This window comes from Variovorax sp. OV084 (assembly GCF_900111625.1).
Classification (GTDB): Bacteria; Pseudomonadota; Gammaproteobacteria; order Burkholderiales; family Burkholderiaceae_C; genus Variovorax.
The window spans coordinates 1-24,878 of the sequence record NZ_FOII01000028.1; the positions used below are offsets into that span (position 1 = coordinate 1).

Consider the following 24,878-nt stretch of genomic DNA (forward strand, 5'->3'; position numbering starts at 1 on the left):
CGGCAGATCATCCCCCTGGGGCGAATCATGCGGTTCGCGGTCGCCACCGCGATGCGCCAGGACGAGATCTGCCGCATCCGATGGGAGGACATCGATGCCAAGGCTCGTACCGTGATCGTGCGTGACCGGAAAGATCCACGGGACAAGAACGGCAATGACCAGAAGGTGCCATTGCTCGATGTCACCGGATTCGATGCCTGGGCCATTCTCGAGGAGCAGAAACCGTTCTCGGGGAACAGTAGCCTGGTCTTTCCGTACAACGGCCGCTCCGTCGGTACGGCCTTCCGTCGGGCGTGCAAGGAACTGCGCATCAAGAATCTCAAGTTCCATGATCTACGGCACGAAGCCGCCAGTCGCCTCTTCGAGGCCGGATTCACAATCGAACAGGCTGCGCTTGTGACCGGGCACAAGGACTGGAAGATGCTCAAGCGATACACCCATCTGAGGCCGGAACACCTGCGCGGCGTCAGGCCAAAGCACATGCCACCTTCGCTCGATTTACCCGCTGGCCCAACCCCTGCAGACATCGCTTTGGGTACGTGGAGCAATCCCGAACGCTCTGCGTCGGGAGTGCTGGTGACCGAACAGCGCTGGACGCGCTCCGTGTGGCCGAGGTCACACTGCAGCCAGCCAGTCAAGCCCGCATAGAGCCTGCGAGCATGTGTTCAGGTCGAAGGCGCGTTTGGCCTTACGGCGCTAAACCGCAGCCAGAGAGCGCGTTGGAGTGCAGGGATTCAATCCGGCCTGGCCTCTGTCCATTGCGCTCCATCGGTTCCGTCCTCTCCAAAGCTAATGCTCGTCCGGCGTGGATTCTTGTTGACCATGAGCCGTACAACGTCGCCTCGAGCGTAGTGACCTGATGGGTCATAAGCGGCTTTGGCAACTGCGATGTCGGCGAGATCGATTTCTGCGTAGAGCAGGCCCTCCTGATTCTGAGGAATGTGCGCTGCCAGAGGCTTCCCATCCGGGCCGAAGATCATCGAGTACCCCCCTCCAGGCTTGCCTCCGTCGGCATTAAGCAGCTCCGCTCGCTCAGGCGTGTCGCACAACACGTCGAACATGTCCTGTCCGGTGACGGCGCTGGAATGAAGCACATAGCAGCCTCCTTCGAGCGCGTAGATCTGGCTGGCGGCAAGGTTGACCTCGTGCCCAAGCGCAAACGCTTTGCCCCGGTACAGCGTGAACGACGGCCAGGACGCGACGTGCACTTGCTCGTGCATCGAGTACATCGCGTACTTGGAGAGCGGTTGAATGTGCTCCGCGCAACACAACGCGCCCAGCCGGCCGACGCTGCTGTCGGCGACCTGGAAGTCCGATCCATCGCCCTCGCCGAACAACGTGCGCTCGACGTGCGTGGGTTTCAGCTTTCGGCGCTTGAACACCATCTCGCCCTTGTCGCTGATGAGCGCCTGGCTGATGTACAGGGAGCCACCTTCGATCTCGGAAAAACCGATCACGACATTGATGTCCGATGCCTTGGCGGCGGCAGCGATTGCAGCCAGCTCGGGCCCGTTCGCCCTCAACGAATTCGCGTGGTACCTGGAGACGAACTGCATCCCCCATGCAGGCGTGCCGAGCCACAGCCACCACGGGTAGCCCGGAATGAAGACCTCGGGAAAGGCCACGAGCTTGGCGCCGTTCGCCCCCGCTTCGGCAATCAGGCCGATGGCCTTTTCCGTGGACGCCTTCGCGTCGAGAAAGACCGGGGAAGCCTGGACGACGGCGACCTTGAATGCTGTTTCGGACATCTGGATTTCCTTGACCGGAAGTGAACTGAAGTAAGGGGGAGATGAGGTCAGCGGCGAGGCATGTCGCGTCGCACGCCAAAAGGATCGATGGCCCATCGCCGGGTGACGAGGCTCCAGGCGCCGCCAGGTGCGAACACCATGGTGGCGATGGCCAGCGAGCCGAGCCCGATGAAATACCAGGAGCCGTAGGAGGCGAAGGACTCGCGCAAGAGGAAGTAGAGGATCGTTCCCAGGATCGGGCCTTCCAGTGTTCCGATACCGCCCAGCACTGCAATGAAGATGGCCGCAGCGGACCAGTTCAACGAGAAGGTCGCATCCGGCGTCACCTGCAGCGTGTTCATGTAGGCCACGGCTCCTGCGAGCCCGGTGATGGATCCCGCAATGACCCAGAGCGCAAGCTTGGCTCGCTGGATCGAAACGCCGGATGCGGCCGCAGCAGCCTCCGAATCCCTCACGCTCATCAGCGCCAGGCCCAGCTGGCCCCTGAGCATCAGGCGGGCGACAAAGAGTGCGCCAACGCCAGTGATCAGCGCCGACCAATAGACACCCGCGTTGCGTGTCCAACGATCGAAGCTTGCGAGTACCTCGAGCGGCATGCCGCCGCCGGCTCCGAGCCATTCGCTGTTGAGTGTCAGGATTCGCAGCATCTCCGCAAGAACCCACGTTCCCACCGCAAAGTGGGCGCCGCTGAGCCGAAACATCGGCAGTGCGCTCAGCAGTGCGAAAAGCGCGGTCGCCGCCGCTGCCAGCGGCAGCATCAACCAGGGGTTGATTCCCAACCTGTTGGAAAGGGCGAAAAGAGCGTAGGCCCCCACGCCGACGAACATCTGGTGCCCAACGACGACCAGTCCGCCGTAGCCTGCGAGCAGATTCCAGGCCAGGGCCATCGCGAAGACGGTGAAGATTTCTACAAGGAGACGTTGCGTTGCGAAGCTCGTGAACCACGGCGCCAAAGCCAAGGTGCCCACCACGACGAGCAACGCGACGCCAACCACCGCCCTCCCCGCTTTGCGGGACCGTGCCCCATCGTCCATCAATGCGACCGAGTTCATCGGGAACCCTTTCCAAAAAGCCCTTGTGGACGTGCCAGCAGCGCGATCAAGAAGACCAGGTGCCCGAAGAAGGGACCAAGGCCCGACGACACCTTGGCACCAAGGAGCTGTGCCACGCCGATGATCAAGCCGCCGACGAACGTGCCCCAGACATTGCCGAGGCCGCCGAGCACGACGGCCTCGAACGAGTACAGCAGGCGCTCGGGGCCCGCCGTGGGAGAAAACGGCGTCCGGATGCCGTACATCACCGACGCCAGCGCGATCACGGCCAGGACAAAGCCGGTGACCAGCGCAAAGAAGTTGCGGTCATTGACGCCAACGAGACGCGCGGTGCCGGGATCGTCCGCCACGGCACGCGCCTGCCGACCCAGATGCGAGTGACCGATCAACCAACTGGTGCCCGCAAAGATGGCCACACTGATCAATGTCGAGACGAGCGGCAGCAGGCCTATCGACACGCCGCCCAGATCGAATCCTCGCAAGGCGAACTCGCCGGCCTGAAGGCTGCGCGTGTCGGCGGTATAGACCTCCTGCAGGACGTTCTGCACGACGATCGAGAGGCCGAACGTCAGCAGCAGCGGCGAAAGCGCACCCCTGCCGACCACGCGATTGAGCAACACCCGTTGCAGCACATAGCCGATGACGAACATCATGGGAACAACGGCGAGCAACGAGAGAAATGGACCGACGCCCAAGGCTTGCATCACGGTGCTGCACAGATAGGCGCCCAGCACGATCAGATCGCCGTGCGCGATGTTGATCATCTTCATGACGCCCAGGCTTAGGCTCAGGCCCAGTCCGAACAGGGCATAGAGCGCACCGAGCATCAGCCCGCCTGCGATGGTCTCGATAAATGCTTGCATGTCAGATTCCAAAGTAGGCTTGGGCAACTTGCGCGTGGTCCGCATGCTCGGACGTTCCTTCCAGCACCACGCGTCCCTTCTGGATGCAATAGAAGCGATCGGATTCGGAAAGCGCGCGCTTCACGTTCTGCTCCACCAGCACGACGGCCAGGCCATCGCTGCGGGCCCGCCCCAAGAGTTCGTAAACCTCGTTGACGGCAACCGGTGAGAGGCCTAGCGAGATCTCGTCGCACAGCAGATAGCTGGGGTTGCAGACCAGCGCACGAGAGAGCGCCACGAGCTGCTGCTGACCGCCCGACAAGGCCGTCGCTGGGCGGTGCTGAAATGCTTCCATCACAGGAAATTCCTTCATCAAGCGCTCGATGGTCCATGGCCCCTTGCGTCCATTGCGCATTGCCAACTGAAGGTTTTCACGAACCGTCAGGCTGGGAAACAACCGTCGGCCTTCCGGCACCAGTGCGATGCCGCGATCGAGCTGCTTGCGCTCCGGGTCGCCGCCCACGGGCCGGCCATCGAGCTGAACCCCGTCGGGGCGTGCGCGGACCGAACCGACGATCGAACGAAGCAGCGTCGATTTGCCCGCACCGTTCGACCCAATCAAGGCCACTGTTTCCCCTGGCTTGACCTCGAAGGTGAGACCGAACAACGCCTGGAAGAGTCCGTAGTACGCATCGAGTCGTTCAGTGCGCAACATGGTCCACCTCCTCGCCGATGTCGGAGCCGAGGTATGTGTCCCGCACGGTTTGGTCGTCCATGACCGACCGGGGATCGCCATCGCAGATGACGGCACCGCTTGCAAGCACCACAAGACGATCCGCTGCCGAAACCAGGGCGTGCACCAGATGCTCGATCCAGAGAACGGTGACGCCGCTCTGATGAATCGTGACGATCAGCTGCAGCAGCTGCTGCATCTCGCCGTCGGTCAGCCCTCCGGCCACCTCGTCGAGCAGCAACAGGCGTGGCTGCGTGGAGATCGCACGCGCGAGCTCGAGGCGTTTTCTCTGAAGCAGCGTGAGCGTGCCTGCCAGCTTGTTCGCCACGGGAGCGAGGCCGCAGCGTTCGATCGCGTCTACCGCCAATGCCTGTGCGGCACTCCCGTTCCCGCTGCTGCCGAAGGTCGCGGCGACCAACGCGTTTTCATAGGAAGTCATGCCTTCGAACGGCTGCGGAATCTGGAAGGTGCGCCCGATGCCCGCGCGGCACCGCTGCGCCGCGTCCAGCGTGGTGACGTCCATGCCGTCTAGAAGCACGCTGCCGCTGTCGCAGCGCGTGCTTCCGGAAATGAGCCCAAACATGGTGCTCTTGCCTGCGCCGTTGGGACCGATCACGCCGATGAATTCGCCCTCCGCTACGGAAAGCGAGAGCTTCGGGATGACGATCATGTCGCCGTAGCGCTTGGTTGCGTCACGCAGTTCGAGCAGCATGGCAGTTCTTCAGGCCAGCTTCAGGAGTTCGAACTTGCGCTGCACGGGAATCTCGGGCGCAGTCTTGTTGTTCGTGATGAAGAGCTCCGGCTTGCCTGCGGCGTTCACTCGCCATTGCCCCCCGACGACGCGTATCTTGGAGACGTTCTTGATGCCGCTCGATGCGAAGTCGAGTCTGCCGATGATGGTGTCGTGTTTCATCACGCGCACAGCGTTGGCCACCTTGACCGGGTCCTTGGGGTCGCCACTGGCCTTGAGCGCCTGGATCCCAGCTTCGAACAGCGCGTGAACCACTCCCAACGGCTGCGTCCACTCGCGCTTCGTGGCGGCGGTATAGGCATCGGCAAACTGCTTGGCCGTCTGGCCGGTGAGGCTCGACTTGAACGGGTAGGCAGGCGTCCACCAGATCTCGGTGGACATGCCGTCGGCGCGCGGGCCGAGCGCAGCGACCCCGCCGGGGAAGAGCAAGGCCTTGGCCACAGTCGCGACCTTCGGCTTGAAGTTCATCTGTGCGGACTGCTTGACGAACGAAGCCCACTCGGGCGGATTGAACAGGCCGGTGACGATCTCGACGTTGTCTTTCTTGAAGGCCTGGATGTAGGAGGAAAAGTCGTCGGCACCGGCGGGGAACCGGCCGATGTCCACGACCTTGTAGCCAGCCTTGGCAAAGGCCCCGGGCATGCCAAGCTTCATGTCGCCCATGGCATTGCCCGGCACGTCGTTGCTGAAGACCGATCCGACGACCTTGTTCGACGGCACGTCGGACCAGATGTCGAGGTACACGTCGGCGATGTCTTCAAGGCCCCAGAAGAAGTGGAAGACGCTCTTGAAGCCCTTGGCCGGATCGCCCTTGAGGGGAAACAGCCAGGCTTGCCACGGACCTACCGTCGAGATGCAGGGAACGCCATTGAGTTCGCATTGCTGCGATGCGTTGGGACCGATCGACACCTGCGCCAGCATGAGGTCGATGTTCTCCTTGTTGATGAGCTCGGCCGCCAGGTTGGACTGCCGGTCCGGGCTGCTCTGGTCGTCGCGCGCCAGGATCTCGACCTTGTATTTCTTGCCGCCGACGGTCAGCCCGTCCACAAGCGACTTGCGCACCTGATCGAGGATGAAGTCATCGGCTTCGGCGAACGGCGAGAAAGGACCCGTCTTCGGGCTGATGTAGCCGATCTTGATCGTGTCCTTGTCGGCCGCCCAAGCCGAACTGGCCTGGCCAAGGGCCGCTACCGCGCCGAGCGCCGCCGCGCCGCGAAGCAACTGGCGGCGGTTGCCAACGAGGCCGGTGTCGCCGGCGTTCTGCATGTGAGTCGATGTCTTCAAGGTGCGCTCCGTTGCGGTTACAGCCCTCCGCGAAGGCCTGCCCAACTTTCCTTTTTTCCGGCACGCGCGACTTTGTTGGCCCGGCCGGAAAAGTTGACTGGAACGGCCCTTCGCAGGGGCTACAGATGCGCTCGGCCGAGGAGTCACCTAGGGTTTTCTTGGCATCAACCTTGCATGATTTCAATCAGACTCCGGACATCCGGATCAATGCACCAGGCCTGCGTTGCCCGGGCACCGAGCAAGTGCAACGTCAGCCCCAGGCGGGCCGCCATGTCGACCTCAACTGCCACCTCGATACTCGCTTCCACTGCCGACTTCGATCACCACGACAAATTCGGCTATTGGCAGGACGTCGTGTGCCGTGCGTTGGTCGATCTCGAGTGCAGGCCCATGGACGGCATGGCCTTCGAGGCGTCCGTCAGGGGATCGCGTCTTGAGGGGTTGAGCGTTGCCCAGATCGAAGCTTCCGCGCACCGTGTCGCCCGTCAGCCTTCGGCCATATCGCGTTCTGGCGAAGAGTCGCTGATTTTCAACTTCGTGCTCTCGGGCACAGCCTTGGCGGAGCAGGACGGAAGAAGCGTTGTGTTGACGGCTGGCGATGGCGCCGTCTGCGACGCACAGCGTCCTTATTCGCTCAGATTTGACGACGCGTTCAAGCTCATCACGATCAAACTTGCGCGTTCAGCCATCGCACACCGGGCCGCGAGCATTCATCGCATCACAGCGAGAAGCTTGGCGGAGTCGAGCCAGATGTGCCCGATCCTTTTTGGCTACCTGGTCAGTTTCAACAAACAGGCCTCGCTTCTCGAGCCAGCTACATCGGAAAAAGTGGTCAGGAACTTCACCGAACTGCTGGCTGCCGCCTTGGACGAAGTCATCCTGGCCTCGCCGCTGCCGCTCTCGGAATACCGGGCAACCGCATTGATGCGCGTGAGGGACTTCGTGGAGCGCCATCTCGACGTGTGCGAACTTGGCACGTCGATGGTGAGCACTGCATTGAATTTGTCGCCGCGCTATATCAACAAGTTGTTCGAAGCCGAGAACACCTCCTTGACGCGGTACATCTGGCGCCGGCGTCTGGAACGTGCAGCGTCCGACCTGCAAGATCCGACGCGCGCCGGTCTCGGTATCTCCGCGATCGCGATGGCGCACGGGTTCAACGATCTGAGCCACTTCAGCCGGGCATTCCGGCAACGGTTCGACCTCTCGCCCCGCGCGTACCGCGCAAGCGGTGCCGCCTCGACCGCCTGAGGCGTCACCGTCCGCCCGGCGAGCCAGACAGATCGCGCACTGTGCTCGCGCCGAGCAGGGTCATGCTGCGGACAAGTTCGTCGGCCAGGATTTTCAGGACGGCCGCAGCGCCCTGTTGCCCGCCCGCCGCCAAGCCGTAAAGCGTGGGCCGACCCACGAACACAGCCGTCGCACCCAGGGCCAAGGCCTTTGCGACGTCGCCACCACGACGAATTCCGCCGTCCATGAAAACGGGGATGCGTCCGTCGACGGCACGCACGACACGCGGCAGCGCCGAGATCGCCGAAGGCGACGCATCGTTCTGGCGACCACCGTGGTTCGACACGATCAGGCCGTCGATGCCATGGTCGAGCGCCATGCGTGCGTCGTCCGCATGGAGCACGCCCTTGAGAAGGAGAGGCCCCTTCCACAGTCCACGCAGCCAGGCGAGGGATTCCCAGACGAGCGACCGGTCCATGGCGCGAGCCAGCAACGCCGCCTGCATGCTGGTCGACCCCGCGCCGCTTCCGGACGACGTCAGATTGGCGAAGTCCGGTGCGCCGCGCGGGGCCATCCGAAGCGACCACCTGGGGTGACTCACCAGGTCCCAGGCTAGGCGCGGTGTTGGCCGGAACGGCATGCGGAATCCGTTGCGCAGATCGAGTTCGCGGTTGCCGCTGACGGGAACGTCCACGGTCAGCACCAACGCCTGGTAATCGTCCTTTTGGGCACGCTCGACGATCTGGCTCGCCATCTCGCGGTGCATGACGTACAGCTGCATCCACTGCATGCCGCCCGAAGCGGCTGCGCGCACATCCTCCAGTCGCATGTTGGAGGCGGTCGACAGTGAAAAAGGAATCCCCGCACCAGCGGCCGCGCTCGCCAGCAGGCGGTCGCCCTCGGGCCGAACCAGGCCGTTGAGCCCGGTAGGCGCAATGCCGAAAGGCAATGCCCATTTCCGGCCGAAGACCTCGACCGACGTATCGACCTGCGTGGTGTCGCGCAACACGCGCGGCGTGAGCTCGATCGACGACAGATCCTCTGCGTTCCGCCGCATGCAATGTCCATCGTCGGCAGATCCTTCGATGTAGTCATAGACGAATCGCGGCAGCACCGAACGGGCTCGGCGCCGATAGTCTTCGATGTTCAACAACATGAGAGTTACCCAAGGGTCCAGTGAGCGTGTCTTGTATCGATGCGGCGTCAGGCGATGGCGCGCATTTCCGCGAGGCGCACGAGCGACAGCAATGTCTCCGTGACAGGCAGTTTGATGCGCAGGCGATCGGCTGCCGCCACGACCGCGCAATTGATGCTCTCGACCTCGGTGCGGCGGCCTGCCAGGATGTCCTGCAGCATGGATGGCTTGTGGCCGATGTGTTGCGCGATGGCGCTCGCCACGTTGGCTTGGCATTTGGCAGGGTCCACGTCGATGCCCATCCGCAATGCGACGGACAGCACTTCCGTGACGACGTCGTTCGCAAGGCGACTGCCGTCGGGTACCTTGCCGAGCTCATCGACCGTGCATCCGGATACGGCGCAGATGCTGTTCAGTGCAGCGTTGAACGCGACCTTCTCCCAGATTGCCGCCCACACGGTGCCGTCCGAGGTGCAATCGAGCCCGGCTCTCGTGAGCATTTCGGACACTTGGGCAACGAAGGGCCGATCGATTCCATCAGACGCCATGAGCCGCACGACGCCCTTGCCGTGCGAGTGCACGTGGCCTGGGCCGACCAAGTCCGCCGGCCACGTGGTCACACCGATCAGGATGCGCTCCGGCGACGCGAACCCGGCGATCTTCTCGACATTGCCCAAGCCGTTCTGCAGCGACAGCACATGCACGCCCGGTCCGATCAGATGCCGCACCCCCGACAGGGCCGCACTGGTGTGCAGCGTCTTGGTGAACACCAGGAGCAGATCGGGAAGATCGGCGGCTTCTTCCGACCTTAGAGCCTTGAGCGCCGTGATCTGCCGGTCTCCGCTGTCAGTGGCCAGGCGAAGCCCTTTGGCGCGGACGGCTCCGATGTGCGCGTCGTTCACGTCGATCAGCGTGACTTCGTTGCCTGATTCGGCGAGCAAGCCGCCGAACAGGGACCCCATGGCGCCTGCGCCGACGATCGAGATTTTCACGATGGCTTCATCTGTGAAATGGTTGGCGGCGGCAACACACCGAGCAAGGTTTCCATGGACATCCCGATCCCGACCAGCTTGCGGTCGCTGCCAATGGGACCATCGATTGCCAATCCGACCGGCAGACCCGCGGGGGTCAGACCTGCCGGCAAGGTAATGCCGGGGATCCCGGTCGTGCTGCCAGGGTCGGTGTTGCGGATCGTGGTGCCGAACGTGTCGACGAGCGCGCCGCCATTGACCGAAATCTTCGAAGATCCGTTCACCGGATCGATCACGGGAGCCGGCACGATCGTGGTAGGGAAAATCATTCCATCCAACCGGTTGTCCGCGAAATAGCGGGCATAGAGCGCTTGCATGCGCGGACGATGGATCCTGATTGCAGCGTCGTATTCGGCGCCGGCGGCATCGCTCATCACGGCGCCCATGGCGCCCTTGACATCGGGACTTGCGACTTTGGCGCCAATGTCTGCTAGCGTGATTCCTTTTGCGCCGGTCGCCACAAGGTACTTCGGGATGTCTTCGTGCGCTTCATGCAAAGCAATCGGGAACGCCGCCTTGCTGTTGAGCTCGGCCAGACCCACCGTGTCGACATCGACCAGGACGATACCGGCCGAGAGCAATCGCGCCTTCGCGCGCTCCATGACTGCGGCCACCTGCAGGTCCATGCCCGACCAGAAGCTTGCAGGGACACCCAGACGCAAGCCAGACAGAGGCACCGGTGTCGCAACGGGCGACCCGCTCATGACGGCGTCGAGCAGCGCGACATCTTGCATCGTCCGGGCTATCGGCCCGATCGTGTCGCGCGTATGGCTGATCGGGAGAACACCGGTACCGTCGTAGCGCCGGTCCGGCCCCCCGTTTCCTACCGAAGGACGCAGGCCGGCCAGTCCACAGAACGATGCCGGGATTCGCACCGAGCCACCGGTGTCGGTGCCCAGGCCGGCCGGCGCGATCCGCGCGGCGACCGCAGCTCCCGTGCCACCCGAAGAGCCGCCCGGTACGCGCGCGGTGTCGTAGGGGTTGCGCGCAATCCCCGCGAACGCGGAGAGGTTCGTGTTGGTGGCGCCGAACGCAAGCTCGTGCATGTTCGCCTTGCCGAACACGATGACGCCCGCATCCAGCAGCTTCTGGAGGGTCGGTGCATTGGCGGTGGGGCGAAGCTCGCGCAGCGCGAATGTTCCCCCCGTGGTCGGCAGGTCGCTTGTGTTGATGTTGTCCTTGACCACGATCGGCAAGCCCGCCAGAGGCGGCAGTTTCTCGCCACGGGCGCGCTTGGCATCCACGGACTTCGCCGCCGCGAGGGCCCCAGCCTTGTTCAGCGTGATGAGGCTGTTGAGATGGGACAACTCTTCGGCCTGGGCAACAAGCGTTGTCACATACGCCTCGGCTGAAAGTCGACCGGTGCTGATGGCCTCCACCGCCTGCGATGCCGTCAAACCAAGTTGATCGGCCTTGGACAGACCGCCGAGCGATGTGGAAGCGCAACCACTCATAACGCCGCCCAGCAACGAGGAGGCAGTGACAGCGCTGGAAACTTTCAGAAAGCCTCGACGTGAAGATTCAATGGACATTGGACACCTATGGAAGTTGATGGACGGAAACCTGGAAGTACTCACGAGCGCTCGGCATTGCCTGGCGCTCAGGGTGTGCAGCGCCAACGATTGGCTGCCGCCGAAAAGCCGGCGTTCCGGGAGAGGTGCTCTCCGGGGCTTCCCCGACCTTCGATTGCTTCCGCCTCTTGATGGCGGTCGTGCACGAATCAGTCGACGAGTTCCTCGAATGGCAGCCCGACGTAGTTCTCCGCCAAGGCGGTCGATGCAGCGCGCGAGCCCGTGACGTAGTCGAGTTCCGCGATCTGCACCTTGTGCTGGAAGTCATCGGCACCCGGGAAGCGATGCAGCATCGAGGTCATCCACCAGGAGAAGCGCTGCGCCTTCCAAATGCGTCGCAGCGCGGTGTCGCTGTAGCGTTCGAGAAGGTCTTCCCGGCCTGACTTGTAGAACTCCGCGAAAGCACGAGCAAGAACCCGCACGTCGGCTACTGCCAGGTTCAAACCTTTGGCACCCGTTGGAGGGACCACATGCGCAGCATCCCCTGCCAGGAAAAGACGGCCGTACTGCATCGGCTCAGTCACGAAGCTGCGCATCCCGACAACGGTCTTGCTGAAGATCTCTCCGTCGATGGGAGCCCAGCCGTCGCGAGTTGCCAGGCGCGCGCGGAGCTCGCTCCAGATGCGGTCGTCCGACCAGTTCTCGATCTTGTCCGTCGGCTCGCATTGAAGGTACATGCGCTGCACTTCGGGCGAACGGGTGCTGACGAGCGCAAAGCCGCGGTCGCTCAGTGCGTAGATCAACTCGTCGGATGAGGGCGGCGCCTTGCAGAGGATGCCAAGCCAGCCGAACGGATAGAGTCGCTCGAAGCCCTTCAACACACCTTGTGGGATCGAGGGCCGGCTGACCCCTTGCGTGCCGTCGCAGCCGGCAACGAAATCGGCCTCTATGGTTTGCAGTTCGCCGCCGGGCTGCCGAAAGCGAACGCTAGGCGACGTGGACTCCAGCCCATGCAGGCTCACGTCCGACACTTCGAACCGGATGTCGCCGCCCGAAGCCAGGCGCGCTTCCACCAGATCCTTGATGACCTCATGCTGGGCGTAGACCATCACGGCCTTGCCGCCGGTCAGCTGCGGAAAATCGATGCGGCGATCGATGCCGTCAAAACGCAGGATCGTTCCTTCATGCCGAAAGCCCTCGCGTTCCATGCGGGCGCCCACACCGATCTCTTTCATGAGATCGACGGTGCCCTGCTCCAGCACACCCGCGCGGATCGTGGCCTCGATCGCCTCGCGGCTGCGCGTCTCCAGGACGATCGACTCGATGCCCTGGAGGTGGAGGATGTGGGAGAGCATCAGCCCTGCAGGGCCTGCTCCGATGATTGCGACTTGCGTTTTCATGACCTGGCCCTTCAGTCGAGGCGGATCTGGTTCTTGCGGATCACCGCGCCCCATCGGTCGCGCTCCGCACGCACGTAAGAAGTCATCTGCTCCGGCGTACCCGGCAATGCTTCGAGCGACAACGTTTCCAGCCGCGCCTTCACCGGCGTGGAGGCGAGCGCGGCCTGCAGCGTCTTGCTGAGGGCGGCGATGGTCTCGGGCGGGGTTCCCTTGGGAACGACCAGGCCCTGCCAGGCAGACGCATCGAAACCGGTCAGCCCCTGCTCGGAAAGCGTCGGAACGTCGGGGAAGTTCTTCAGGCGTTCCTTGCTGGCCACGCCAAGCGCCTTGAGCTTGCCCGACATCACGTACTGCTGGACCGTGGCGCTGTCCATGAGCGCGAAGGGAACCTGGCCGCCTACGAGATCAATGACCGCCGGTGCGCCGCCGCGATAGGCCACATGCTGCAGCGCGAGACCGGTGCGTTCCTTGAACAGCTCCGCGGCCAGGTGCTGGGGACTGCCGGCACCCGCCGATGCGAAGTTCGCACCGTTCGGGTTGGCTTTGGCCCACGCGATGAACTCTTTCAGGTTGTTGGCCGGGTTGCTCGGATGAACGACAAGCAAGAGCGGAAAGCGTGCAAGCATGCCGACCGGCATGAAGTCCCTCTCCGCGTCGTAGGGCAGCTTGACGAACAGCGCGGGATTGGCCGCCAGCGTGGCGAAGTCGGCGGTGAACATGATGTTCCCGTAGTCCCTGGATTTCGCAACATAGTCAGCGGCGATGTTGGTTGCGGCGCCAGGCTTGTTGCTCACGATAATCGTGCGCTTCAACGACTTGCCCATCTCCTCGGCAATCGTTCGTGCCACGGTGTCGGAGCCGCCGCCAGCGGCATAGCCGACAACCCATTCGATCGGCTTTTGATCTTGTGCAAGCGCGACGAAAGGCGCGACGCCCAGGCCGATCAGGGTGCAGGCGAGAAGCCGGCGGCTCATCGAGCAAAACTTCATTTCTTGTCTCCAGTTTTAAAAATCGGGATACAGCGGCTCGTTCACCTCGGCGCATCACCGAAGTGACATGGCGTCCGACAAGGACGCGTGTGCGCTTGTGCGTTTCCTAGAACGGGTATTGGCGCGGCGTGGTCTGCACGGTCAGCCAACGCAGTTCGGTGAAGGCGTCCACGCCGGCCTTTCCGCCGAAGCGGCCGATACCGCTGCCCTTGACGCCACCGAACGGCATCTGTGCTTCGTCGTGGACAGTGGGTCCATTCACATGGCAGATGCCCGACTCGATGCGCCCTGCCACCTGAATGGCTCGCGCCACATCCCGGCCGAACACCGCGGCCGCAAGGCCGTACTCGTTGTCGTTGGCGCAGGCAATGGCAGCTTCGACACCTTTGACGCGAACGATGCCTTTTACGGGGCCAAAAGCCTCCTCCCGGAAGATGCGCATTTCCGACGTGACGTGATCGAGCAGCGTCGCGGGCATCAGCGTGTCCTTCGCCTTGCCGCCGGTGACGAGCGTGGCGCCCTTGGAAAGCGCGTCGTCGATCAGTTCGTTGCAGCGGTTGACCGTGCCCATGTCCACCACCGAACCAAGCACGACGGGCCCCAGCCGCGGGTCGCCCAGCGGAAGACTCGCGGCCCGCGCGCCGAGCTTGGCGACGAATTCATCGGCGATGCTTTCGTCGACGACGACGCGTTCTGTCGACATGCAGATCTGTCCCGAATTGGCAAATGCCCCGAACACCGCTGCGTTGACGGCGGCGTCGACGTCGGCATCGTCCAGGATGACCAGGGGGGCCTTGCCGCCGAGCTCGAGCACAACGGGCTTGAGGTACTTGGCACAGGTGGCGGCGATGAGCTTGCCGACGTGCGTCGAGCCCGTGAAGTTGACGCGCCGGACTGCAGGGTGCGCAACCATCGCTTCGACGACCGCAGCAGCGTCGGCAGGCGCGTTGGTCACGAAGTTCACCACGCCCTTGGGGAAGCCGGCCTCTTGCAGCGCCTCGACGATCAACCCATGGGTGGCTGGACAGATTTCGCTGCCCTTGAGAACGACGGTATTGCCGCAAGCCAGGGGCGTCGCGATGGCACGCACGGCCAGGATCACGGGCGCGTTCCAGGGCGCAATGCCCAGAACGACGCCGGCCGGCTGCCGCACGGCCATCGCCAGATTGCCCGGTACATCCGAGGGGATGACCTCGCCGCTGATCTGGGTCGTGAGCGACGCGGCCTCCAGCAGCATGCCTGCCGCCAGGTGGACGTTGAAGCCTGCCCAGATTGCCGATGCGCCCGTCTCGGCGGCGACGACTGCGGCAAAGGCCTCTGCCTTGGCTTCCAGCGCATGCGATGCCTTCATGAGCAGCGCGCGGCGTTCGCCGGGCCCTGTGGTCGACCAGGTCTTGAAGGCCTCGGCCGCGGCATCCACGGCGGCAACGGCGTCTTCCGTCGTGGCCGCGGGTGCGGTGGTGGCCACGCTGCCGTCCAGGGGGTTGCGCCGCTCAAAGGTTGCGCCGTTGCGAGCGTTCGTGGGCTCGCCATTGATCAGCATCGAAATCTTCATCGGCTTGTCTCCGTAAGGTGGTTTGAAAGAATGCGTCGTCCGTTGGAACGGCGAATGATTGGCAAGGTCAGGCGACTCGAACCTCTACGACGCATGGCGTGTCACTGGACAAGCCTTCATCGAGTGCCTTGCGCAGATCGGCCGGATCGGTCACGCGCAATGCTGCGCATCCCATCCCTTTGGCCAGCGACTGGAAGTCGAGGTCCGGGAGTTCGGTGCCCTGCACGACATCGGTGGGCGAAAAACCGAATACCGGTGCGAAGTCCTGGAGTGCGGCGTAGCGGCGGTTGTTCAGGATCACGAAGGTGATCGGCAGCTTGTTCTGCGCCGCGCTCCAAAGCGCCTGGATGGAATACATGCTGGATCCGTCACCGATCAGGCAGACGACCCGGCTTCGCGGTTTGCCCAAGGCAACGCCCACGGATGCGGGCATGCCGTAGCCGAGGCCACCGCTGTCCATCGTGTAGAAGGTTTCGCTGCGTGTGAAGGGCAGATGGGCCTGCATCACCGGCCTTGCGCTCGGTGCCTCTTCGACCACGATGTCTTCCGGCCTTTTTGCTTCGGCGAGCGTTTGGAGCACGTAAGCCACCGACATCAACGGCGTCGGCTCTGCGCGGGGCGCGGCCTTTCTCGAAGGGGGAAGCGGACGGGCCTTCTTCGGCGGCAGGGCCAGCAGGTCGAGCACACCCAGCCGGATGCTGCCGACAGCCGAGATGCCGACAGGCGCCCAGGCTGCCGTATCGGGGTCCTCGGTCAACTGGCAGAGGGCCGCGCCGGCAGGCACATGGGGTCCCGCGCCTTCGACGTGATAAGCGAATGCCGGCGCGCCGATGGCCAGGATGAGATCGTGGCCCTCGAGCAATTCGACGATGCGCTCGCGCATTGCCGGAAGGAAACCGGCGAACAGGCGATGGTCTTCCGGAAAGCTGCAGCGCCCGGACATCGGAGCGACCCACACGTGTGCGTTGTGAGCCTCTGCCAGTGCGACGACTTCGTTCCACGCGCCGTCCCGGTCGGCTGCAGCGCCCACCACGAAGGCCGGGCGCTCGCTGGCTTCCAGCGCAGCCGAGATCCGGGCAATGAGTTCGGGCTGCGCGCGCGTTCGCGTGCTCACGACGCGGGTCGGAACCAACTCGGCGCGTTGGTCCCAGTCGTCGACGGGCACCGAAACCAGGACCGGGCCGCAAGGCGGAATCATGGCCAGGTAGTAGGCCCGGGCAATCGCAAGCGGCACGTCTTCTGCACGGGCAGGCTCGATGCTCCATTTGACGTAGGGCTTCGGCAGTTCGGTCGCCTGGGCCGAAGACAGGAACGGGTCGAAGGGAAGGATCGAACGCGCCTGCTGCCCGGCCGTGATCACCATGGGCGTGCGGTTCTTGTAGGCGGTGAAGATGTTGCCCATGGCGTTGCCCACGCCGGCAGCCGAGTGAAGGTTCACGAACGCAGCGTTTCGAGTCGCCTGCGCGTAGCCGTCTGCCATGCCGACCACGCAGGCTTCCTGCAGACCGAGGATGTAGCGGAAATCGCTCGGGAAGTCGCGGAACATCGGAAGCTCGGTCGACCCGGGATTCGCGAACACGGAGGTCATTCCGAAGCGGCGCATCAGGTCGAACACGGCCTCGCGGACGGTGATGGTGTTTGCTGGCTGCGTGGCCTTTGCGACGACGGCGTGCGGTACGGGTGCGGTCATTTCGTGCTCTCCTGCTGTGCACCGCGAACTCGCAATGCTGTCTCGATGGCGGGAGTGTGAAACCGCACACCCATCTTGAAAATTGCCTTTTCGAGAAAAAGTCATTACCGTCATGCATGACTTTTGATCTGCAACAGCTCGTCGCTTTCAACGCCATCGTCTCGTCGGGCAGCCTTGGGCGAGCCGCCGATGCGCTGAACATCACTCAACCTGCGCTGAGTCGCACGATTCGCAGATTGGAAGAGCAAGCCGGAGCACCGCTGTTCGAGCGCCATTCGAAGGGAATGCAACTTACCGATGTGGGCCGGGCGCTGCAGCCGCATGCATTGCTGCTGCAGCGCGAATCGGAGCACGCGAGCGAGAACATCAAGGCCATGCTCGGGCTGGCGAAGGGCACCATCCGCGTGGGTGCAGTTGGGAGCATCGCTTGCCTTGTGCTTCCCTTGGCCATTGGCCGAACTTGCAAGAAATGGCCGAACCTTCAGGTTCAGATCATCGAAGGCGTATGGGATCGACTGGCCGACGCGCTCGTCTCGCACGAGATCGACCTGGCGCTCGGGGTCGACACCGAGGACACGGGCGAGATCGTTGCGGTCAAGGACTGCCGATGGGAAGACACCAGCTACGTCGTCGCGGGCCGTCACCACCCGCTGCGCAAGAAACCGAAGCTGAAGCTGTCAGACACTCTGGCCGAGCGCTGGGCGATCCTTCCAAAGGGGACGGGACCGTTCGAGCACATGAAGAGCGTGTTTGCGCGGCAGAACCTTGCGCTGCCCAACGTGGTCGTCGAGACCCGCTCGGTCATGGCGCTCAAGAGCTTGATCGGCCACTCGGGTTTTCTCGGGTGGATGCCGGCGCCGATGTACGACGCGGAGCGAAAGGCCGGGCTGATCGATGCCCTCGATATCCCTGGCGCAAGCGACAAGAGGATATTGACAGCCTTCCGGAGGCGGGCGGGCATGCTGCCGGGTCCTTCGACCAAGCTTCTAGAAGAGCTTCGTGCACTGACAGCGGCTTGAAGAAGCATCAAGTGAAAAATGCTGAGCGGCGCCCGCACGTCCCGATTGGTCCCCCTCAAAGCCAGCAACTGCAGACGCCTAGAAAGATGTAGCGTCAGGTGGGGTTGGGCGTCCCGCAAAAGGCCTCTTTCGTCTCGTGGCAACTGCAATCGATGCGCCGACGTAGCCGCCGCCGAACTTCATGCTCTTCCAGGTGGAGGCCTAGGCGGATGCGGGTTCAAACGCGGTTGCAGGTGCAGTGGCGGGTGTGCCTGCAACGAGCGCTGCTGTCGACGTGCCCGACGACTCACCACCACAAGCCGCGGCCCATGTGCTCAGCAGAGCCGATCGCGATGAGCCGTGCACTATTCCAGTTGCAGGGGATCGTCGAGGGAACCGACGTTGATCGGTCAACGGACACCTCACTTTTCTTTTTTTGGAATCTGGTGACATTTTTTGTCATCTATGTGTAATTTTGCAAACGCCGCAAGAGCCGATTCACGTAGATCGTCGCCGCGCGGGCCGTTAAAAAAAGCTCGATGCGTCGCCCGGATCGATGCGCCGGTAATCGCGCATCGGGCTCACTGCGGCCTAGAAACGAACAGCCCAAGTTCGGAAATAGCCGTGAAAGCGCTGTCGCCGTTGTTGGCTGTGATGTTCAGCCGGTAGTAGCGATACGAGCCCGGATTCGCGACCGCGTAGGTCTTCAACTCGAAGCGTTTCTGGTTGCTTTGCGTGTCGAGCGTGGTCCAGTTGGAACCATCGTTGGAGCCCTGAAGCTGCCAGTTCTTCGGATCACGCTCGACGAGATTGGCGTCAGGCGTGCTGGTGACCGAATAGCGCAGGACGCGCTCCGTATGGCCGAGGTCATACTGCAGCCAGCCAGTTACGCCCGCGTAGAGCCATTGCGAGTACGTGTTCAGGTCGAAGGCGCGCTTAGCGTTAGTCGCGTTGCCTGCACTGTCGTTTGCGGCGCCGCCGGTCGCGACGTTCACCATCGAAGGAACCGGCGTGGCACTGTCGGCAGGAGAACGACCGCTCGTTCCGGCGGAGTTGCTCGCCGTGACGGTGTAGTAGTAGGTCGTGCCATTGACCACGGAAATGTCCGTGTAGCTGCTGCCCGCGACGCCCGACGCGATGGTTTCATAGGGCCCGCCGCTGAACTCGGAGCGGCCGATCGTGTAGCCGGTGGCCCCGAAGGACGCCTGCCAGCGCAGCGGTACGGCCCGATCACCCGGCGAGGCCAGCAGCATGGCGGGGGCCGAGGGGATGACCCTCGGCGCACCACCGTCGCCGCCGGTGATCTGGACATTGCTGAAGACGCTGTTGTTTAGCTGGCTTGTGACTGACGAGACCACCAATCCGACATAGACCGTGTCGGGAACGGGGGCGTCGATGCGGCCGACATCGGTAGCGGCCCAATTGGTGCCATCGGGCGAAACATAGCCGGTGATGATGTTGCCGATGCGCTCGAGCTTCACCCAGTAAGTGAGCCCGGAGCTAACAACCTTGTTCGCGTAGTTCGAGCCGCCATAAACCGCCAGTTTGGTCATGTTCTGTAAGACTTGACCTTTGTAGTTTGTCGCCATCCAGGCGCGCGGGGCGCCTGGATCCAGGCTTGTGCGCATCATCACGCCCGCCACTGCGGACGGGTGGGTGTTCTCGAGCGACTCGACTTTCGCGATGATGGCGCTGTTGCCGGTGAGGGCCTTGTAGGCGAAGTGGCAACTGTCGCGTTCGCCCCAGATGTCGTAGCCTGCCCCAGCCACGTTCCATTTGCCGGCGGCGTATGTGGCCGAGCCGGCCGGGCTGGCGCCCCCGATGTCAGCACTGCTGAACCCCGAGGTGATCGAGGTGGTCGAGGGAATGGGCAGTGCCGGCGGCGGCGTCGCCTTCGATATGTCGGAATTCTTGAGGAACATGAAGCTGGAGTCGCTCAGGGGCATCCAAAGGCGCCTCTGAGCGATGAAGGGTGCCTGGAGGCCCTTGCGAAGGACGTAGGCGCCGTAAATCTGGGTCAGCGCCACGTTCCCACCATTGGCGCCCTGCCAACCGTGCCCGGTGCGGTCGGAGGGGTAGTACGCATCGGTGGTGCCGAACGGAAGCGCTGCCGTGGGTACGAGCTCGTTCACCCGCGCGAAATACTCACCCGCCGCCAGTAGACGGTTGTCAAGGTCGGAATAGATGTCGATGCCTTGGCTCCAGAGCGCCTCGGCAAGCATGGTCAATGACTTGAGCTGCCCATAGGCATGCCCCTGGTCGCGCAGCGAGTCGCCGAGCATGCCGATGTCATTGGAGTTTCGCAGCCCGATGTGGGCCAGTGTGCGGGTCTGATAGACGACCTTGTCCAATGTCTCGATGTCGTCGTTGTAGATCGCCATCAGCCCCAGCGCGACGAGGGACAGTGCGCCCTTGTTGGCGGCGCCGAACGAGCTTTCGCCATAGGGGTTCGCCCCCGGCATCAGGACATCCTTGAAGTACTTCTTCACCGTCGCCGTGTCGGCCTCCTGCCAGCCCGGCCACGTGGCGCGCAGGATTTCCGCACCGCCCACGAACTGGAGCGCGTAGTCGCCCAGCTCGAGCATCGACTCTCGCCCCGAGAACTCGGTCTGGGTGTTGGCCCACGCCAGCAGCATCTCACGCGCCTTCTCCGCGTACCGGTCATCCCGAGTGAAATACCACATCCGCGAGAGATTCCAGATCGCGACCATGTCGTTGCGCCAGGCCCCGAGGTTCTCATCAGGGGCGCGGCTCACCTTCGTGAACGGGCCATACCTTTCGTAAGTGAGCCTGGACATGGGACTGCTCGCCAACTGGTCGTAGCCGGACTTCCATGGCTGCTTGCCCAGATCGACGTATGCCTTGACCGTCTGGAGATCCGAGAGCGTGAGCCCAGCACCTGGATGCTTGATGACTCGGGCTACCGGGGTGTCGCCCGGGGCCGCGGGGATTTCGGGGGTGCCTCCAGTGGCGGAAGTCTCCGGAGTGCCTCCCGCGACAGCGGGAACCTCTGGGGTGCCTCCCGAGACAGCGGGAATCTCTGGGGTACCGTCCGCGACAGCAGGGACCGGAGCGCCCGCCTGGAAACTTCCCGAATTTCCGCCCCCGCAACCCGGGAGCACGACGGAGCTCAACATGAGCAACGCAGCAGCAAAATTGGTTTTATCAAACATAGGAGCCGTAGTTCATGTGCGGAAAAGTCGCGGAGCCCAGAACGAGCCGCCAGCTTCCTTGGTGCGCCGATTTCTTCGATAAGCCCGCGAGCCCGCCTGTGCTACCGCCACTTTGGCCGGCGCCATTGCTGCCGTGACTGCCATTGCTGAGACCGAACAGGCAGGCCAGACTGCCGACGCTTGATTCTTGCTTTTTAAATGCATTGAAAATCGAGATGCACTCACTCGCTTTTCAGTGGAATGGCAATGTTCTCTCCCCGTGCGCACAGCCTCTGAACGCTATGCACCGGAGGCCGGCACCCAATCCGGATGACTGAGCCTCTCCACAGCCATGTCGGCGAACGCTGTTACCGCCAGCGGGCGCTGCTGGCGACTGGGATAGACAATGCTCAGCCCCGCGGCCGGCCCGCGCGTACTGCGGCAGCACCCGTACCAGTCTGCCCGCCGCGATGTCTGATGCAGTCAGGACCGACGGCAGCGCCGCGATGCCAAGGCCAGCGCACGCGGCCTTGCGTAACACCTCTTGTGCGTTGCTGTTGAAACGCCCGCTCACGCGCACCACCTTCTGCATGCCATCCATGTCCTGCAAGTGCCACGTGGCGCCGCCAGCGGTATTGGACTGCACCACGCACTCATGCTCGCGCAGTTCTTCCGGGTCAGTGGGCATGCCATGCGCAGCCAGGTAGGAAGGGCTGGCGATCAGTTCGCCATGGCTCGCGAAGATTCGCCGGATCACATTACTCGAATCCTGCAAGGCCCCCCCGCGAAATGCGACATCGAGGCGATCGGCGATCAGATCGACCAAGAGATCACTGAGAACGAAGTCCAGGCGCACAAGTGGATGCTTGGCCAGAAACTCCTCCACCCATTCCATCCGGAAAAAGCCGAAGAAGCTGGTTGGCGCAGCTACGCGCACCGTGCCGCTGGGCTCCGCGCTGTCCGCCACATGCAGCTGACCGGCTTCGATGAGTTCGTCGACTGCCGGGCCGCATCGCTCATGGAAAGACTCACCCGCGCTCGTCAGCGTGAGCTTGCGGGTCGAGCGCTGCATCAACCGCGTGCCCAAGCGTGCCTCGAGCTGCTGGATGCGCCGGCTCACCGTCGCGGAAGGCACGCTCAACCGTCGTGCGGCCTCGGCAAAGCTGCCGCAGCGGGCCACTTGTACGAACATTGCTACTTCATTCAGATCGAGCACGAAAATTCTTTCTGCTGTTTTCCCTATCCGCGCCGAAGTAGAAGTTAGCCACCGTCCATGCCGGACACCCCGTCAGTCCAGATCGTTGCCGCCGTCCTATTCGTCGGGCTGGCCCTCGTCCACGCCGCTGGTTGCATTCGGCTCTTCCACGTATGCACGCATGCCCTCCACGCGTGCATACGTGATGGGCCAGGCGGCTGCCGGCCAGCGGGCGAGTGAACGGCCCCAGGCGGGCGACGACCAGTAGGTCGGCCGCAGCGTCCTGGGCGAGACCGATCGCCGCCCACGCGAGCCCAATAGGCTTCACGAACACGTGTAGCTCGCGGCTGTGTTCGGGTCACCGCTGGTGTAGGTCGCCTTCTTCGGGTACACGCAGATGGGCCGGCTCTTCGTGACGGCACCCGCGCTGCTCTGAAGTGTGACCTGATCGGGCGCCACGCCGTTCTCGACCCAGTTCGTCAGCAGGTCATACATCTGCGTCGGCGTGAAGTTCGGGGGCGCTGCAGCCGGGTTCGAAGTGCCATTGGGCGTGCCGTGTCCCAGGCCCGGCGCGAGGTACAGCCGGTAGAAGTTTTGGACGCTGGCGAGCCCGCCCATCCGGGCCGCGACGCGGTTGTAGTAGTTGACCGTGCCCTGCGGCATGATCAGTTCGTCAGCCAGGCCATGCCACGCGAGCATCTTTCCGCCGCGATTTTTGAATGCCGAGAGGTCGGGGTTGTCGGTGTTGATGTTGCCGAACTCGGGCTGCAGCGCCACACCGCGATCGAAAGCGTTCGCCAGCTGCGCATATGACAGCGACCTCCACAGCGATTGTCCGTTGCCCGTCGCGTTCTTGAAATTGGGCTCGGCGATCATCGGATTCTGCAGTTCGAGCGCGACAAGATCGGAGGCGGTCGAGAACGGACCATTCGGGCTGGCGAGCCCATTGAAGTACCCGGGGAAATTAAACATCGCGGCGTACAGAGAAGTGCCACGCGTCAGGCCGAACCATCGGTGGGTTCCACTGCCAGGCAGCGTCGAAGTGGCGGCTTGCGCCCAGCCGTTGTCCGTTGCGGGCGAGGGCACGCTGCCGTCGCTCGTCATGCCGTACCAGATCTTGTTTATCGCTGTCGCCTGAGTGCTGGAGACGCAGTCTGCGGTGGCGTTGCTGCCGCCATCGGCCGTGCACAGCACAGCGGCATCAGTGGTCGGATCGTAGGTACACACGGATGGATCGAGAACGTAGCCCAGGTGCTTGCCGCCTACCACGTCGCATGCAGCGATCGCGGCGTTGGAGACGAGGTCCTGTTGCGCAATCGTGAGCGGCGTGCCGCCGAGGTCGCGTTGAAAGACGATTTGCGGGTACAGCTCCGCGGTGATGAAGCGGGTGAAGTTGACCGCTGGGTAGTTCGCGATGATTCCGTCGTAGTCTTCAGGATTGTTCTGCGCGAGGTCCAAGCCCTGAAGCCCGCCTTTGGAGCCACCTTCCCAGTACATGTACTTTGGCGCCGAGCCGTAGTACGCAGTGGCCAGCGCCTTCGTTTTCACGGTCTGCTCATGGATCGCGCGCGAGGCATAGTCGGTCCACAGCGTCTTGTTGATCGTGCCGTCGGGTTTCATCGCGAACGAGCCGTCGATGGTGCTGTGGCCAGTGTCCGTCAGCGACGACACCGCGCCCTCGCTCGTCGCGATACCCGCGGCATCCCAGAGAGCCGAACTCGCGATCGCGGTAGCCGAACCGGCCGCACCGCCCATCCAACCACCGCCACCGACGGCGTGCACGCGATTGTTCCAGTTGGCCTTCGCTGGCAGCCAGATCTCGATTCCGATGCCGGGCGATGTGGACGGCGCATCGGCGGGGCCAGGGTTGCCTGGTCCGACATTGAGCTTGACCATGCAAACGTCGTTGGCGGCCACAGGCGTCTGCGGAGTTGCCGCGCCGGCCAGCAGCAGCGCATCGCCCTTCTTGAACGACTTCACGGCCACCACCGTGGTGTTGGCATCGGGAGAGAAGCCGGTCTTCAGGGAGTCGTCGCACGTCAACAGCGATTGGGGGACCGGGGCTGCGTCGGGTGGGGGGATCGCGGCCGGGCCGGGTTGGGGGATCGCGGCGAAGCCGGAGCCACCGTTGCCACCGCAAGCGGCAAGCGCAGCGACTGCCGTGATGAGGAAGGAACGAAACAACAGGGCCAACACAGTCTCCTTGGAACAGTGACGTCGACCCGGCGTTATGAGGCGCTGCGGAGTGGACAGTGGAGAAAACGAAACTCGCGACATCTTGTTTCCTTTCAAAGAATGAACGATGTCCTGACATAGCTAGCAGGGATCGACTTACTCCTTCGCCGGTTCGTGACTTGGCTGCACGACTTGTAGCGCCCTATGCCTTGTGAGCAAGGCAATATTTTTTACGCTGCGTCGAACTGACGGGTTTGGGCAAGGCGCACAAAGCTTGGGCAAACGCGCACGTGCCCTATTCGCTGCGGTAAATCGCATCGCCGATCGTTGACCTCTAAATGATTGATGCCTAACGTGATGGATGTCGCTCGCTGAGGTGCCGCATTGAAACCCTGTGCGCAAAGGCG

At 63.2% G+C, this 24,878-nt stretch carries 19 protein-coding genes and 1 pseudogene; 4 read left to right on the top strand and 16 right to left on the bottom strand.

The window, feature by feature from the left end; translation table 11 throughout:
* On the top strand, positions 1-648 hold a 648-nt coding region (locus BMW87_RS32275; RefSeq protein ID WP_143062644.1), incomplete at its 5' end, for a site-specific integrase.
* 86 nt (positions 649-734) lie between these two features.
* Here the strand turns inward: BMW87_RS32275 and BMW87_RS32280 are convergent.
* From BMW87_RS32280 to BMW87_RS32305, 6 genes are read right to left on the bottom strand one after another with little or no spacing between them, the layout of a single operon-like run.
* On the bottom strand, positions 735-1,748 hold the full coding sequence (locus BMW87_RS32280) for a nitrilase (protein ID WP_093082153.1): 1,014 nt from the start codon (positions 1,746-1,748) through the stop codon (positions 735-737).
* Between the two features lie 47 nt (positions 1,749-1,795).
* On the bottom strand, positions 1,796-2,800 hold the full coding sequence (locus tag BMW87_RS32285; protein ID WP_256217001.1) for a branched-chain amino acid ABC transporter permease: 1,005 nt from the start codon (positions 2,798-2,800) through the stop codon (positions 1,796-1,798).
* The gene (locus tag BMW87_RS32290) at positions 2,797-3,663 is read right to left on the bottom strand and encodes a branched-chain amino acid ABC transporter permease (RefSeq protein ID WP_093082156.1); all 867 of its coding nucleotides are present in this window, start codon (positions 3,661-3,663) and stop codon (positions 2,797-2,799) included. The genes BMW87_RS32285 and BMW87_RS32290 overlap by 4 nt, the downstream gene beginning before the upstream one ends.
* A 1-nt stretch (position 3,664) precedes the next feature.
* Positions 3,665-4,357, bottom strand: coding sequence for an ABC transporter ATP-binding protein (locus BMW87_RS32295; protein WP_093082159.1), 693 nt, complete (start codon positions 4,355-4,357; stop codon positions 3,665-3,667).
* On the bottom strand, positions 4,344-5,087 hold the full coding sequence (locus BMW87_RS32300) for an ABC transporter ATP-binding protein (RefSeq protein WP_093082161.1): 744 nt from the start codon (positions 5,085-5,087) through the stop codon (positions 4,344-4,346). Before BMW87_RS32300 ends, BMW87_RS32295 begins: the two co-directional genes overlap by 14 nt.
* Before the next feature lie 9 nt (positions 5,088-5,096).
* Entirely contained in the window at positions 5,097-6,410 is a 1,314-nt protein-coding gene (locus tag BMW87_RS32305) for an ABC transporter substrate-binding protein (protein WP_256217002.1), read from the bottom strand.
* Between the two features lie 270 nt (positions 6,411-6,680).
* Between BMW87_RS32305 and BMW87_RS32310 the strand changes: the two genes are divergently transcribed.
* Positions 6,681-7,661, top strand: coding sequence for an AraC-like ligand-binding domain-containing protein (locus tag BMW87_RS32310; RefSeq protein ID WP_177192896.1), 981 nt, complete (start codon positions 6,681-6,683; stop codon positions 7,659-7,661).
* Between the two features lie 4 nt (positions 7,662-7,665).
* Here the strand turns inward: BMW87_RS32310 and BMW87_RS32315 are convergent, their stop codons facing one another.
* The 7 genes from BMW87_RS32315 to mdlC form a co-directional block, all read right to left on the bottom strand.
* The gene (locus BMW87_RS32315) at positions 7,666-8,796 is read right to left on the bottom strand and encodes an alpha-hydroxy acid oxidase (protein WP_093082169.1); all 1,131 of its coding nucleotides are present in this window, start codon (positions 8,794-8,796) and stop codon (positions 7,666-7,668) included.
* 47 nt (positions 8,797-8,843) lie between these two features.
* The gene (locus BMW87_RS32320) at positions 8,844-9,767 is read right to left on the bottom strand and encodes a ketopantoate reductase family protein (RefSeq protein ID WP_093082171.1); all 924 of its coding nucleotides are present in this window, start codon (positions 9,765-9,767) and stop codon (positions 8,844-8,846) included.
* On the bottom strand, positions 9,764-11,260 hold the full coding sequence (iaaH, locus tag BMW87_RS32325; RefSeq protein ID WP_256217005.1) for an indoleacetamide hydrolase: 1,497 nt from the start codon (positions 11,258-11,260) through the stop codon (positions 9,764-9,766). The genes BMW87_RS32320 and iaaH overlap by 4 nt, the downstream gene beginning before the upstream one ends.
* Positions 11,261-11,526: 266 nt before the next feature.
* Positions 11,527-12,717, bottom strand: coding sequence for a 4-hydroxybenzoate 3-monooxygenase (pobA, locus tag BMW87_RS32330; protein WP_093082176.1), 1,191 nt, complete (start codon positions 12,715-12,717; stop codon positions 11,527-11,529).
* Between the two features lie 11 nt (positions 12,718-12,728).
* Positions 12,729-13,706: a Bug family tripartite tricarboxylate transporter substrate binding protein gene (locus BMW87_RS32335; RefSeq protein WP_093082179.1), complete on the bottom strand. Its 978-nt coding sequence runs from the start codon at positions 13,704-13,706 to the stop codon at positions 12,729-12,731.
* A gap of 106 nt (positions 13,707-13,812) precedes the next feature.
* The gene (locus BMW87_RS32340) at positions 13,813-15,261 is read right to left on the bottom strand and encodes an aldehyde dehydrogenase (RefSeq protein WP_093082181.1); all 1,449 of its coding nucleotides are present in this window, start codon (positions 15,259-15,261) and stop codon (positions 13,813-13,815) included.
* A 67-nt stretch (positions 15,262-15,328) separates the two neighbouring features.
* Positions 15,329-16,951 carry a benzoylformate decarboxylase gene (gene mdlC / locus BMW87_RS32345; RefSeq protein WP_093082184.1) on the bottom strand — a complete coding sequence of 541 codons (1,623 nt, stop codon included), beginning with the start codon at positions 16,949-16,951 and terminating at the stop codon, positions 15,329-15,331.
* A 116-nt stretch (positions 16,952-17,067) separates the two neighbouring features.
* On the opposite strand from mdlC, the gene BMW87_RS32350 reads away from it, so the two are divergent.
* Positions 17,068-17,970: a LysR family transcriptional regulator gene (locus tag BMW87_RS32350; RefSeq protein WP_093082186.1), complete on the top strand. Its 903-nt coding sequence runs from the start codon at positions 17,068-17,070 to the stop codon at positions 17,968-17,970.
* 560 nt (positions 17,971-18,530) lie between these two features.
* Here the strand turns inward: BMW87_RS32350 and BMW87_RS32360 are convergent.
* The gene (locus tag BMW87_RS32360; protein WP_256217003.1) at positions 18,531-20,747 is read right to left on the bottom strand and encodes a discoidin domain-containing protein; all 2,217 of its coding nucleotides are present in this window, start codon (positions 20,745-20,747) and stop codon (positions 18,531-18,533) included.
* A 654-nt stretch (positions 20,748-21,401) separates the two neighbouring features.
* Positions 21,402-22,317 (bottom strand): annotated as a pseudogene (locus tag BMW87_RS32365) (LysR family transcriptional regulator).
* Between the two features lie 85 nt (positions 22,318-22,402).
* Here BMW87_RS32365 and BMW87_RS35245 point away from each other — a divergent pair.
* Positions 22,403-22,564: a hypothetical protein gene (locus BMW87_RS35245; RefSeq protein ID WP_177192897.1), complete on the top strand. Its 162-nt coding sequence runs from the start codon at positions 22,403-22,405 to the stop codon at positions 22,562-22,564.
* A 56-nt stretch (positions 22,565-22,620) separates the two neighbouring features.
* Here the strand turns inward: BMW87_RS35245 and BMW87_RS32375 are convergent, their stop codons facing one another.
* Positions 22,621-24,492, bottom strand: coding sequence for a tannase/feruloyl esterase family alpha/beta hydrolase (locus BMW87_RS32375; protein ID WP_256217004.1), 1,872 nt, complete (start codon positions 24,490-24,492; stop codon positions 22,621-22,623).
* Positions 24,493-24,878 lie beyond the last annotated feature (386 nt).

What these genes read in the sequence shown, in the direction of transcription:
- BMW87_RS32280 (WP_093082153.1), bottom strand. Translation starts at nt 1,748, where the DNA reads ATGTCCGAAACAGCATTCAAGGTCGCCGTCGTCCAGGCTTCCCCGGTC.
- BMW87_RS32285 (WP_256217001.1), bottom strand. Translation starts at nt 2,800, where the DNA reads ATGAACTCGGTCGCATTGATGGACGATGGGGCACGGTCCCGCAAAGCG.
- BMW87_RS32290 (WP_093082156.1), bottom strand. Translation starts at nt 3,663, where the DNA reads ATGCAAGCATTTATCGAGACCATCGCAGGCGGGCTGATGCTCGGTGCG.
- BMW87_RS32295 (WP_093082159.1), bottom strand. Translation starts at nt 4,357, where the DNA reads ATGTTGCGCACTGAACGACTCGATGCGTACTACGGACTCTTCCAGGCG.
- BMW87_RS32300 (WP_093082161.1), bottom strand. Translation starts at nt 5,087, where the DNA reads ATGCTGCTCGAACTGCGTGACGCAACCAAGCGCTACGGCGACATGATC.
- BMW87_RS32310 (WP_177192896.1), top strand. Translation starts at nt 6,681, where the DNA reads ATGTCGACCTCAACTGCCACCTCGATACTCGCTTCCACTGCCGACTTC.
- BMW87_RS32315 (WP_093082169.1), bottom strand. Translation starts at nt 8,796, where the DNA reads ATGTTGTTGAACATCGAAGACTATCGGCGCCGAGCCCGTTCGGTGCTG.
- iaaH (WP_256217005.1), bottom strand. Translation starts at nt 11,260, where the DNA reads ATGAGTGGTTGCGCTTCCACATCGCTCGGCGGTCTGTCCAAGGCCGAT.
- pobA (WP_093082176.1), bottom strand. Translation starts at nt 12,717, where the DNA reads ATGAAAACGCAAGTCGCAATCATCGGAGCAGGCCCTGCAGGGCTGATG.
- BMW87_RS32335 (WP_093082179.1), bottom strand. Translation starts at nt 13,706, where the DNA reads ATGAAGTTTTGCTCGATGAGCCGCCGGCTTCTCGCCTGCACCCTGATC.
- BMW87_RS32340 (WP_093082181.1), bottom strand. Translation starts at nt 15,261, where the DNA reads ATGAAGATTTCGATGCTGATCAATGGCGAGCCCACGAACGCTCGCAAC.
- mdlC (WP_093082184.1), bottom strand. Translation starts at nt 16,951, where the DNA reads ATGACCGCACCCGTACCGCACGCCGTCGTCGCAAAGGCCACGCAGCCA.
- BMW87_RS32350 (WP_093082186.1), top strand. Translation starts at nt 17,068, where the DNA reads ATGACTTTTGATCTGCAACAGCTCGTCGCTTTCAACGCCATCGTCTCG.
- BMW87_RS32360 (WP_256217003.1), bottom strand. Translation starts at nt 20,747, where the DNA reads ATGTCCAGGCTCACTTACGAAAGGTATGGCCCGTTCACGAAGGTGAGC.